Source organism: Streptomyces triticirhizae (assembly GCF_003696235.1).
Taxonomy (GTDB): Bacteria; Actinomycetota; Actinomycetes; order Streptomycetales; family Streptomycetaceae; genus Streptomyces; species Streptomyces triticirhizae.
Genome location: NZ_RFFJ01000190.1, coordinates 1 through 11,412 on the forward strand (window position 1 = coordinate 1; position 11,412 = coordinate 11,412).

At 71.5% G+C, this 11,412-nt stretch carries 10 protein-coding genes; 7 read left to right on the top strand and 3 right to left on the bottom strand.

Annotated elements, in window-relative coordinates; genetic code table 11:
- Nucleotides 1-80: 80 nt before the first annotated feature.
- Together EBN88_RS24525 and EBN88_RS32105 are read right to left on the bottom strand one after the other, a co-directional pair.
- On the bottom strand, nt 81-485 hold the full coding sequence (locus EBN88_RS24525) for a ChaB family protein (RefSeq protein ID WP_122399249.1): 405 nt from the start codon (nt 483-485) through the stop codon (nt 81-83).
- A 7-nt stretch (nt 486-492) separates the two neighbouring features.
- Nucleotides 493-1,380: a hypothetical protein gene (locus EBN88_RS32105; RefSeq protein WP_233580912.1), complete on the bottom strand. Its 888-nt coding sequence runs from the start codon at nt 1,378-1,380 to the stop codon at nt 493-495.
- 351 nt (nt 1,381-1,731) lie between these two features.
- Here EBN88_RS32105 and EBN88_RS24535 point away from each other — a divergent pair, with 351 nt between their 5' ends.
- Nucleotides 1,732-2,307, top strand: coding sequence for a DUF5919 domain-containing protein (locus tag EBN88_RS24535; RefSeq protein WP_233580914.1), 576 nt, complete (start codon nt 1,732-1,734; stop codon nt 2,305-2,307).
- Nucleotides 2,308-2,380: 73 nt separating this feature from the next.
- The gene (locus tag EBN88_RS24540) at nt 2,381-2,671 is read left to right on the top strand and encodes a type II toxin-antitoxin system Phd/YefM family antitoxin (RefSeq protein WP_122399245.1); all 291 of its coding nucleotides are present in this window, start codon (nt 2,381-2,383) and stop codon (nt 2,669-2,671) included.
- A gap of 80 nt (nt 2,672-2,751) precedes the next feature.
- Here the strand turns inward: EBN88_RS24540 and EBN88_RS24545 are convergent, their stop codons facing one another.
- The gene (locus EBN88_RS24545) at nt 2,752-4,200 is read right to left on the bottom strand and encodes a glycoside hydrolase family 30 protein (protein ID WP_122399246.1); all 1,449 of its coding nucleotides are present in this window, start codon (nt 4,198-4,200) and stop codon (nt 2,752-2,754) included.
- Nucleotides 4,201-4,543: 343 nt separating this feature from the next.
- Here EBN88_RS24545 and EBN88_RS24550 point away from each other — a divergent pair, with 343 nt between their 5' ends.
- From EBN88_RS24550 to EBN88_RS24570, 5 genes are all read left to right on the top strand, one after another.
- Entirely contained in the window at nt 4,544-5,086 is a 543-nt protein-coding gene (locus EBN88_RS24550; protein ID WP_122399250.1) for a TetR/AcrR family transcriptional regulator, read from the top strand.
- Nucleotides 5,087-5,376: 290 nt separating this feature from the next.
- Complete coding sequence (locus EBN88_RS24555) at nt 5,377-7,803, top strand: PQQ-dependent sugar dehydrogenase (protein WP_233580916.1); 2,427 nt, start codon at nt 5,377-5,379, stop codon at nt 7,801-7,803.
- Nucleotides 7,804-7,808: 5 nt separating this feature from the next.
- A complete protein-coding gene (locus EBN88_RS24560; RefSeq protein ID WP_407703458.1) occupies nt 7,809-9,773 on the top strand; it encodes a family 16 glycoside hydrolase in 1,965 nt (654 codons plus the stop codon).
- A 260-nt stretch (nt 9,774-10,033) separates the two neighbouring features.
- On the top strand, nt 10,034-11,155 hold the full coding sequence (locus EBN88_RS24565; RefSeq protein WP_122399248.1) for an inositol-3-phosphate synthase: 1,122 nt from the start codon (nt 10,034-10,036) through the stop codon (nt 11,153-11,155).
- Nucleotides 11,152-11,412 (top strand): UbiA family prenyltransferase (locus tag EBN88_RS24570; protein WP_199742470.1); only part of this gene is annotated, 261 nt, incomplete at its 3' end. The genes EBN88_RS24565 and EBN88_RS24570, both read left to right, overlap by 4 nt.

An 11,412-nucleotide genomic window follows, 5' to 3' on the forward strand; every position in this document is an offset into this window, starting at 1 on the left:
GGGCGCCGCGCGCCCGGCGCGTGCCTCGGTCGTGCGCCCGGCGTGCGCGGCGGCCGCGCGCTCGGCGCGCTCCCCGGTGGTCAACGGGACCTTGCGCGCCGGGTCGCGCGCCGGTTGGCGGCCTTGACCGCGTCCAGCAGCTCGCCCCGGTTCATCCCGGAGCGGCCCGGCACGTCCAGCCGCTTGGCCATCTCGTACAGGTGCGCCTTGGTGTCCCGCTCGTCCACGCCCTGCGCGCCGCGCCCGCCGAACTGGCGGGGCCGCGCCGAACGCGGATCGGACGGCGCCTTCCGGCCGCGCTCCTTGCGCTCCCAGTGGTCGCCGACCTTCTCGTGGGTGTGCTTGAGCGCGGCGTACGCCACCCGGTGGGCCCGCTGACCCTCGCCGTACTCCGTGACCGCGTTGTCGTGCGCGGCGATCCAGGTGCGCTGGGCCCCGGCGGGGGAGCGTTCCAGCGTCGCGGGAAGTTCCTTCCGTCCCGGCATGATCACTTCACCTCCTGCGATCCGCTGCCTGCGGGTGGCGCGGTGGGGCGCCACCCGCACGGGCCGCCCCCGAGTACCCGCCTCCCGGCGCCGGAAACCGGCGGGCCCGGCGGAGCCGGTCGCGCCGGGGCTGGGCCGGCGGGTGGACCGGGGGGCCCGGACCGCCCGGGGCGCCGCCCTCCGGGACCAACTGCGCGCGGCACGCGCCGGCGCCTGAGCCACGCGCGCGGCGCGCGGCGCCCCGGCGCGCCTCCGCCACGAGGTCCACGACGCTGAACGCGTCGAGCCGCACGACCAGTTGGCTGGCACGCACCCACCGCAGCCGGGCGTCCCCGTAGGGAACGCCGGCCGGGCCCGCCCCGACGGGCAGCGGGAACCCGGGCCGGTACAGCGCACCCCACACCCCGGCCGGGCGGAAGTCCCGCACGCGCAGGGCGACATAACCTCGGGCGAGGTAGGGGCAGAGCCGGACCGCCGACGCGGCGCAGGGCAGACACAGTGGCGGATGGGTGGTCTCCAGGCCCGGCGGCCAGTTGTCCGGGTTGTCTGGGTTATCCGGGTCCTCGCCCAGAAGCCAGAGCACGCCATCCGCGTTCTCGTCGGCCGCGCCGCCGCAGACCTGACACAGCGGCCGGCGCATCGCGCGGCGCTGCCGCAACCCGTGGACCTTCCCGAACTCCGGCCGCCCCAGCCCCGGTCGCGAGGCGATCCGCGACCACAACACCCCGTGCCCGTCCCGGTCCTGAAGTACCTCGTCCGCGTAGGCGATGCCCCCGGCCCGCCCCACGACAACGGTCCGCTCCTCCCGCTCCCCGCTCCACTGGGCGATATAGGGAACGACATCGGGCCGGGGCAGCGCCCCCAACGGCGGGCGGCTGGTTTTGCCCGAGGTCACGCCGCCTCCTCGCGGAGGAGTCAGCAACGGGTGATCCTGTGGCACTGTCGAAGTGCGGGAAGTCCTCATGCGTCCGAGGTTTGCCGGCCAGTGGGGACGAATCTCCCCATTTGCGCTGCCGGTTGGGGCTCCTGGGCGGTACGGTTCGGAAGCGCCCAAACGTCCCTTGGAGATGTCTTGAACAGTTCCTTGCGTACTGCTATGGCTGACGCCGGGCTCTCACCTCGCCAGCTGGCCATGCGGGTAGGAGTCTCCGGGAAGACGGTCGAACGGTGGATCGCCGACGACGGCTTGATCCCGCACGCACGAAACCGAGAGGACGCCGCTGCGGCGTTGGGAGTTGAGGCGGAGATGCTGTGGCCCAGGGCCGTGAGGAACAACGTCAAGACGGGGACGGACCGGGAGATCGTCCGCAGCTATCCCTACCGTTCGGCCTGTCCCTCCTCCGTCTGGGGGGAGTTGACCGAGGCGGCCACCGAGGACATCATCCTGGCCGGGTACACCAACTACTTCCTGTGGCTGGACCAGCCCGCCTATGTGGACACCCTGCGGCGCAAGGCCGAGGCGGGGTGTCGCGTGCGGTTCCTGATCGGCGATCCGGAGGGGGAGGTGACGCGGCAACGGGAGGCGGTCGAGGACGTGGCGCTTTCGGTGTCCACCCGGATCAGGATCACGCTGGAGCACCTGGCGAAACTGGGTGAAGTCCCGGGCGTCGAGGCCCGTTTCTCCGCCGCCTCGGACGCGACGAACCACGTCTCGCTCTCCGTCTTCCGGTTCGACCGCGACGCGTTGGTCACCCCGCACCTGGCCCGGGGCGTCGGCCACGACTCGCCGATGCTGCACCTGCGGCGTCGGGAGGAACGCGGCCTGTTCGACCGGTTCGCCGACCACGTCGAGGAGCTGTGGGAACGGGGCCGGAGGGTCTGAGCGGCCGACCGTCGGGCCTGCTCAGCAGGTGCGTCCAGATGCGAGGGGACGCATCCCGTGGCATCTTCTGGGCATGTCTAACATCGCGATCAGCGCGGCTGGTTCCCAACTGGGCGCTCTCGTGCGGCGTGCCGCCCATGGCCGCGAGACCATCGCTCTTACCGATCACGGGCATGTCGCGGCCCTCCTGGTCTCACCGCAACTGCTGGAGGATCTCGAGGATTCCCTCGCGATCCTCCAGTACGAGCTGCGCGAGGCGCGGGGGGAGAGGGGTGGGCGCGCGTCCATGGCTGTGGTGCGGGCCATGCTCGAAGCGGGCGGCGACGAGCGCGATACGAGCTTGAGTTCGAGCCCAACGCGCTGAACGCCGCCGCTCGTTTCCCGCTGGTGGTCCCGCACCTGGGTCGTGCCGGCTAGCCGGCACGACCCAGGTGGGTCAACGGCTCACACCGTCCAGGTGTACGTCGCGACCGCCCCCGCCGGGAGGCTCGCGTTGAGCGAGGCCCCGTCCTCCGTGATCGAGAAGTCCCGCTGCTGGCCGGACGCGTTGACCACATAGGCCACCCGCGTCCCGTCCGGGTTCTCGAAGACGACGTTCTGGAGCCCGCCCGGCCCCTCGCTGGAGGACTCCAGCCGCGTGGCGCCCGGGTCGAGGAACTTGGTCAGGTGGCCCAGCACATAGAACTCGGCGTTCCGCGTCACCTGGTCGCCGGCGATCTCCACGACGCCGTTGCACCGGTTGTCGCAGTGGCCCTGGTGCGGGCCGCCGTTGGCGTCGAGGGCGAGGTTCCAGGTGATGACGGTCTCGCCGCCGTGCCGCATGTTCCGCACCACCAGGTTCTCGGCCTGCCAGCGCAGCGTGTCAGCGAAGGTCTGAGCCCCGTTCTCGCTGTCGGTGCCCGAGCACTCGGTGAAGAACACCCGCTCGCCGGCCGCGACCAGCTCGCCCTGGGCCTCCGGCTGCCCGCCGTAGCAGTGGAACGCGGCGCCCGCGACCCGGTCGATGTCGGAGGTGGCGCCCAGCACTTCGAGCGGGTAGCCCGGCTCGTCCCAGTTGTGGTCGTAGGCGAACAGGTTGGTCGGCAGCCCGGCCTCGGTCAGCGCCGCGTCCAACACGCGGAAGAACTCGGCCTGTTCGGCGGCGCTCATCGAGGTGGACGGGTAGCTGGTCGCGAAGAGCGGCTCGTTCTGCGCGGTCAGGTCGGTCAGCTCGATGCCGGCGTCGGCATAGGCCAGCACCGCGTTGACCAGGTAGTCGGCGTAGTCCTCGTAGTGCTCGGGCAGCAGGCTGCCGCCGTTGAGCGAGTTGCCTGACTTCATCCAGGCCGGCGGCGACCAGGGGCTGCCCATCAGCCGGATGTCGGGGTTGCGGTCGAGGGCGTCGTTGAGCACCGGGATGATCTGCTCCCGGTCCCGGTCGATGCTGAACTGGCCCGGGGTGTCCTCGTAGGTGTAGAAGTCCCCGGAGTTGAAGTCGGTGCTGCCCAGCGGCTGGCGCAGGTAGCTCAGCCCGATGCCGTCGCCCTCGCGGGAGAAGAGGGCGTCCAGCAGCGCGTCGCGCTCGCCGCCGGGCAGGCCCTGGATCAGGCTGGCGGACGCCTCGGTCACGGAGGCGCCGGCGCCGCTGAACTCCTGGTGCCGCTGGCCGGCGTTGACCTCGATGTTGGTGCTGGCCGGCTGGCCGTCGAACGACAGCTCGCCCTGGTCGGCGAGCCGGTTCTGGCCGTCGGACGTGGTGAGCCAGGCCCGTGCCGTCGTCGGCGCGGCCTGCGCCGAGGTGCTGGCGACCACGCCGAGCCCGCCGGCCAGCAGGGCGGCGGCGCTCAGGCCCAACAGGCCGACGCGCAGCGGCGAACGGTGCCGGGCGGGGGGTCGTGCGGGATGTGCGGTCATCTGCGGCTCCCTGGTTGTGGGGGACGGGGCCGGATCGCCGGCGGTCGCGAACGGGCGGCGCGGCGGTCCGGAGGTGAACAGGGGTGAACGGGGATGGACTGTGAGGTGCCTCATGGCGCTTGGCGACAGCGAGGATGTAAGCAGACTGACTGACCACTTAGTAAGGCCCGGGAGGAGTTTCGGCGGTTCCGGAACCTCGCGCCGGTTCCGGGACCTGGGGACCCGGCTGACCCGGCCGTAGACTGCGAAGCCCACGGAAAACCGAAGGTAGGAGCGGTTCATGCCCAAAGCACCCCCACGCCCCATGGGTGCCCAGCGGCGGGACGACATCCTGCGCATCGCCATGGAGACCTTCGCGACCCGTGGCTACCACAACGCGTCGCTGGCCGAGATAGCCGAGCGCTCCGGGCTCACCCAGGCCGGCGTCCTGCACCACTTCCGCACCAAGGCCGGCCTGCTGACCGGGGTGTTGGAGCTGCGCGACAAGTCGGACATCGAGGCGCTGGGCGACGGCCGCCCCCGGGGCCTGGGCCTGCTGCGCCACCTGGTGAACACCGCGCGCCTCAACGCCGAACGCGAGGGCATCGTGCGGCTCTACACCGTGCTCTCCGCCGAGAGCGTCACCGAGGGCCACCCGGCGCAGGGCTACTTCCGCAGCCGCTACGCGGGGCTGCGCGAGATGGTGGTCGCCGCGCTGCGGGAGGCGGTGGAGGCGGGGGAGTTGGCGCCGTCGCTCCCCGTGGCGAGTGTGGCCAACGGGATCATCGCCGTGATGGACGGCCTCCAGGTGCAGTGGCTGTTGGAGCCGGCGGCCGTGGACATGGTGGAGACCACCGAGCAGGTGATCACCGCGCTGATCGGGGTCCCGCTGCCGCCCGAGGAGTGAACCGGCCTCGCCCGCACGGAAGATATCGGACGTAGGCCGCCAGAACGGGGCGGCGTGCGTAGTCCAACGCGCCTACTTTGTCCGGCAGGTGGATGAAGTCGGTCCAGCTTGTTTCAAAGGGGTTTCCACCCAGGGAGAAAGTCGTTACCGTCCCTGTGGTGTACCGGTCAATACCGAACAGCGCGGTCGCCCCCCTCATCTGACGGCCGCACCGTTCACCCTGGCGCGGCGGCGCGCGCCTGTGCGACAGCTTCACCCCCACCCCCGTGCGCTCTAACGGAGGAACGCTCGTGCACAGGAGAATCAAGGCCACACTCGCGACCGTGGCGGGCATGACGCTCGCCTCCGCGGGTGTGGTGATCAGCCAACAGTCGGCGACGGCGGCACCGCCGCCGCTGGAGGAGTTCCAACAGGTCGAACTCGCCAAGGGCGAGGCCGAGATGGGCGAGCCGATGTCGCTCGCCGTGCTGCCCGACACCTCGGTGCTCCACACCTCAAGGGACGGCACCCTGAGGATCACCGACGCCAACGGCTCCACCAAGGTCGCCGGCCAGGTCCCCGTCTACAGCAACGACGAGGAGGGCCTCCAGGGCGTCGGGGTCGACCCCGACTTCGAGTCGAACCGCTTCGTCTACCTGTACTACGCGCCCCCGCTCGACACCCCACCCGGTGGCGCGCCGGGCGAGGGCACCCCCGAGGACTTCGCCCCCTACGACGGAGTCAACCGACTCTCCCGCTTCGTCCTCAACGAGGACGGCACGCTCGACAACAGCAGCGAGGTCGAGATCCTCGACGTCGCCGCCAGCCGTGGCGAGTGCTGCCATGTCGGCGGTGACATCGACTTCGACGCCGAGGGGAACCTGTACCTCTCCACCGGCGACGACACCAGCCCCTTCGCCTCCGACGGCTTCACCCCGATCGACGAGCGGGAGAACCGCAACCCGGCCTTCGACGCCCAGCGTTCCGCCGGCAACACCAACGACCTCCGGGGCAAGGTGCTGCGCATCCACGTCGAGGACGACGGCAGCTACACCATCCCCGAGGGCAACCTCTTCGCCGAGGGCACCGAGGGCACCCGCCCCGAGATCTACGCCATGGGCTTCCGCAACCCGTTCCGGATGAGCGTCGACAAGGCGACCGGCACGGTCTACGTGGGCGACTACGGCCCCGACGCCGGCGCCGCCGACCCGAACCGTGGCCCGGCCGGCCTGGTGGAGTTCAACCGGATCACCGAGCCCGGCAACTTCGGCTGGCCCTACTGCGTCGGCGACAACGAGCCGTATGTGGACTACGACTTCGGCAGCGGCACCTCCGGCAGCGCGTTCAACTGCGACGCCCCGGTCAACGACTCGCCCAACAACACGGGCCTGACCGAGCTGCCGCCCGCGCAGCCGGCGTGGATTCCCTACGACGGGAACTCCGTGCCCGAGTTCGGCGGCGGCTCCGAGTCGCCGATGGCGGGCCCGGTCTACAACTACGACCCGGACCTGGAGTCCAACGTCAAGTTCCCCGAGTCGATGGACGGCACCTTCTTCGCCACCGAGTTCGGCCGCCAGTGGATCAAGGCCGTGGAGCAGGACGACAGCGGCAACGTCTCCGGCATCTACGACTTCCTCTGGGAAGGCACCCAGGTGATGGACAGCGCCTTCGGCCCCGATGGCGCGCTCTACGTCCTCGACTACGGCCTGGGCTGGTTCTCCGGCGACGAGAACAGCGCGCTCTACCGCATCGAGTACACCGCCGGCACCCAGTCGCCGGTGGCCAGGGCGGCGGCCGACGTGACCTCGGGCCCGGCACCGCTGGAGGTCAACTTCAGCTCCGAGGGCTCCAACGACCCGGGCGGCGCCGAGCTGAGCTACTCCTGGGACTTCGGTGACGGCGGCACATCAGAGGAGCCCAACCCGACCCACGTCTTCGAGCAGGCCGGCACCTACAGCGTCGAGCTGACGGTCAGCAACCCGTCCGGCGCCACCGGCAACGCCTCCGTCCAGATCGCGGTCGGCAACAGCGCGCCCGAGGTCAACATCATCCTGCCGGGCGACGGCGCGCTGGTCGACTTCGGCGACGCGGTGCCCTTCGAGGTGGAGGTCACCGACGCCGAGGACGAGGAGATCAACTGCGACAACGTGACCGTCACGTTCATCCTCGGCCACGACTCGCACGGCCACCCGCAGACCTCCGCCACCGGCTGCTCCGGCACCCTCCAGACCCAGGCCGACGGGGAACACGACCCCAACGCCAACATCTTCGGGGTGTGGAACGCCGAGTACACCGACTCGGGCGCCGGCGACGCGCCGCCGCTGACCGGCAGCGACCAGGTCGTCAGCCAGACCAAGCAGCGGCAGGCCGAGCACTTCGGCGGGAGCGAGGGCCCCACGGCGATCAGCCTGGGCGGCGCCCACGGCGGCCGCGCGGTTGAGGTCACCGACGGCGGCTGGATCTCCTTCGAGCCGTACCTGCTGAGCAACGCCACGGACTTCACCGCGCGCGTCTCATCGGCGGGCGGCAGCGGCGCCATCGAGGTGCGCGCCGGCGCTCCCGACGGCGAGCTGCTGGGCTCGGTCGAGGTCGGCGACACCGGCGGAGCCGAGACCTATGAGGACGTCAGCACCGCGTTGTCCAACCAGCCGGCCGAGTCCACCACGCTGGTCCTGGTGTTCACGGGGGGCACGTTCAACCTGGACGACTTCACCTTCAGCACCGGAAGTGAGGAGTGAGCGTCATGCCCGACACGACCCGCACCACCCGCACCACCCGGTTGAGGCGAGCCGGCTACCTGCTGGTCGGGGGCGCCCTGTGCGCCACCGCGCTGCCCGCGATGGCGGCGGGCGCCTCCGAGTCGCCCGAGCGCTCCGACCAGGAGGTCGCCGCAGACCCGTTTGACGTCCTGGTCTTCTCCAAGACCGCCGGATTCCGCCACGACTCGATCGAGGCCGGAATCCAGACGATCACGGAGCTGGGCGCGGCCAACGACTTCACGGTGACCGCGACCGAGGACTCGGCCCAGTTCACCGAGGAGAACCTGGCCCAGTACGAGGCCGTGATCTTCCTCTCCACCACGGGCGACGTCCTGGACGATGCCCAACAGACCGCGTTCGAGGGCTACATCGGCAACGGCGGCGGCTATGTCGGCATCCACGCCGCCGCCGACACCGAGTACGACTGGGCCTGGTACGACGGCCTGGCCGGCGCCCTCTTCGACAGCCACCCGCACATCCAGCAGGCCACGATCAACGTCGAGGACCACGACCACCCGGCGACCGCCCACCTGGGCGACACCTGGGAGCGGACCGACGAGTGGTACAACTACCGCACCAACCCCAGGGAAACCGCCCGCGTGCTGGCCTCGCTCGACGAGTCCTCCTACGAGGGCGGCAACATGGAGGGCGACCACCCGATCGCCTGGTGCAAGGAGTACGAGGGCGGCCTCGCCTTCTACACCGGCGGTGGCCACACCATCGAGTCGTTCGCCGAGCCGGAGTTCCAGCAGCACCTGCTGGGCGGCATCCTCTACGCGGCCGGCCAGACCGACGCCGACTGCTCCGTCGACGGCGGCGAGGACCCCGACCCGGACCCGGGCTACACCCAGATCTTCGACGGGACCTCGACCGAGGGGTGGACCCAGGCCGGTCCCGGTGAGTTCGCGCTGGACACCGAGGAAGGCACGCTGACCAGCGTCGGCGGCATGGGCCTGTTCTACTACGAGGCGGCGGAGTACGAGAACTTCTCGCTGGTGCTGGACTGGCGCCAGGAGGGCGACTCCAACTCCGGGATCTTCCTCGGCGCGCCGGCCAGCGACGACCCCTGGGACGCCGTGAACCAGGGCTACGAGATCCAGATCGACGACACCGACGACCCGGACAAGACGACCGGCGCCGTCTACACCTTCCAGTCGGCTGACATCGAGGCCAGGGACGCCGCGCTCAACCCCAACGGGGAGTGGAACACCTACGAGTTGGTGGTCGAGGGCGACAACCTGAAGATCTACCTCAACGACGTCCTGATCAACGACTTCACCAACACCGACCCGGCGCGCACCCTCGCCGGCCACATCGGCATCCAGAACCACGGCGACGCCGACACCGTCCAGTTCCGCGACATCCGCGTCCAGGAGCTGACCCCGGCGAACGACTACACCTCGCTCTTCGACGGGACCTCGACCGAGGGCTGGACCCAGGCCGGTCCCGGTGAGTTCGCGCTGGACACCGAGGAAGGCACGCTGACCAGCGTCGGCGGCATGGGCCTGTTCTACTACGAGGCGGCGGAGTACGAGAACTTCTCGCTGGTGCTGGACTGGCGCCAGGAGGGCGACTCCAACTCCGGGATCTTCCTCGGCGCGCCGGCCAGCGACGACCCCTGGGACGCCGTGAACCAGGGCTACGAGATCCAGATCGACGACACCGACGACCCGGACAAGACGACCGGCGCCGTCTACACCTTCCAGTCGGCTGACATCGAGGCCAGGGACGCCGCGCTCAACCCCAACGGGGAGTGGAACACCTACGAGTTGGTGGTCGAGGGCGACAACCTGAAGATCTACCTCAACGACGTCCTGATCAACGACTTCACCTCGACCGAGGAGGGCCGTAGCCTGGCGGGACACATCGGGCTCCAGAACCACGGCGACGCCGACACCGTGCAGTTCAGGGACGTCCGGATCGCCGAACTCGCCCCCACGACCGACTGATCCGACCACCGATCCAACCCCACCAACCGACCGGTAACCAACGCACAGCGCGACGCACCACCGCACGACCACCGAACTCCGTCCACCGCCGCGAGGGGCGGCGGGGACGGGGGCCGGCCCCTCGCGGGGCCGGAGGGTGAAGGCAGGACGGAGACGCCGAACCCGCCCAGCCGCTCGCCCCGCGCGGTGCCCGGCCACGCCGCACACGTGGCCGGGCACCGCGCCCTCGCCCCTTCCGCAGCTGCACAGAAAGCCGCGTCATGACAACAGAACCCCCAGAACGCGTCGGAGTCTGGCTGATCGGCGCCCGTGGCTCGGTGGCCACCACCACCGTCGCCGGCCGTGCCGCCCTCGCCGCCGGACTGCACCCACCCACCGGACTGGTCACCGCAGGGCCCGCGTTCGCGGGGGCTGGCCTGCCCCCGCTGGAACAGCTGGTGTTCGGGGGCCATGACACCCACCCCACCCCGCTGCCCAAGCGCGCCGAACAGCTCGCCGAGGCCGGGGTGTTGCCGCACGGCCTGCCGCTGGCCGTGGCCGACGACCTGGCGCGCGCCGACGCCGAGATACGCCCCGGCGGGCCGCAGCCCGACGACCCCCGCACGGACGAGGAGCTGGTCTCCGCGTTCGCCGCCGACATCACCGCGTTCGCCGCCCACAACGGCCTGGCCCGCACCGTGGTCGTCCACCTCGCCTCAACCGAGCCGGTGCCCGCGGCCGACGACCCCAGGGCGCCCGCCAGCGCGCTGTACGCGGCCGCCGCCATCGAGGCCGGCTGCGCCTACGTCAACTTCACCCCCGCCACCGGGATGCACGCCCCGGGACTCGCCGAGCGCGCCGCGCGCGCCGGGCTGCCGCACGCCGGGCGCGACGGCAAGACCGGCCAGACCCTGCTGCGGGCCGCGCTCGCGCCGATGTTCGCGCAACGCGAGCTGGCCGTCCGCGCCTGGTCGGGAACGAACCTGCTGGGCGGCGGCGACGGCGCCACCCTCGCCGACCCCAGGGCCGCAGCCGCCAAGAACGCCGGCAAGGCCAGGGCGCTCGCCGACAACCTGGGCGACGAGCCCGAGGGCGAGACCCACATCGACCACGTCCCCGCGCTCGGCGACTGGAAGACCGCCTGGGACCACGTCGCGTTCGACGGCTTCCTCGGCACCCGGATGGTGCTCCAGACCACCTGGCAGGGCTGCGACTCCGCGCTCGCCGCGCCGCTGGTCCTGGACCTGGCCCGACTGCTGGCCCGCGCCCACGCGTTGGGCCTGTCGGGACCCGTGCCCGGGCTCGGCTTCTTCTTCAAGGACCCGGACACGCCGCCGCCCGGCCTCGCCGAGCAGCACCGCGAGCTGCTGGCGCTCGCCGACCGGCTGGCTGGCCGCTCGTGACGGGCGGCAGGGCCCGCGCCTGGCTGGAGCTGGTGCGCGGGCCGGCCGCGCTGACCGTGCCGGGCGACGCCCTCGCCGGCTCGGCCGCCGGCCGGGCGCCGGCCCGCAACACCGCCCTCGCCATGGCCAGTTCGGTCTGCCTCTACTGGTCGGGCATGGCACTGAACGACTGGGCCGACCGCGCCGAGGACGCCCGCGACCGGCCGCACCGCCCGCTGCCCTCGGGCCGCATCGCCCCGGCCGCCGCGCTCGGCGCC

Excerpts from the sequence above, each read along its gene's own strand:
- EBN88_RS24525 (WP_122399249.1), bottom strand. The coding sequence starts at position 485 with ATGCCGGGACGGAAGGAACTTCCCGCGACGCTGGAACGCTCCCCCGCC.
- EBN88_RS24535 (WP_233580914.1), top strand. The coding sequence starts at position 1,732 with ATGCTGTGGCCCAGGGCCGTGAGGAACAACGTCAAGACGGGGACGGAC.
- EBN88_RS24540 (WP_122399245.1), top strand. The coding sequence starts at position 2,381 with ATGTCTAACATCGCGATCAGCGCGGCTGGTTCCCAACTGGGCGCTCTC.
- EBN88_RS24545 (WP_122399246.1), bottom strand. The coding sequence starts at position 4,200 with ATGACCGCACATCCCGCACGACCCCCCGCCCGGCACCGTTCGCCGCTG.
- EBN88_RS24550 (WP_122399250.1), top strand. The coding sequence starts at position 4,544 with ATGGAGACCTTCGCGACCCGTGGCTACCACAACGCGTCGCTGGCCGAG.
- EBN88_RS24560 (WP_407703458.1), top strand. The coding sequence starts at position 7,809 with ATGCCCGACACGACCCGCACCACCCGCACCACCCGGTTGAGGCGAGCC.
- EBN88_RS24565 (WP_122399248.1), top strand. The coding sequence starts at position 10,034 with ATGACAACAGAACCCCCAGAACGCGTCGGAGTCTGGCTGATCGGCGCC.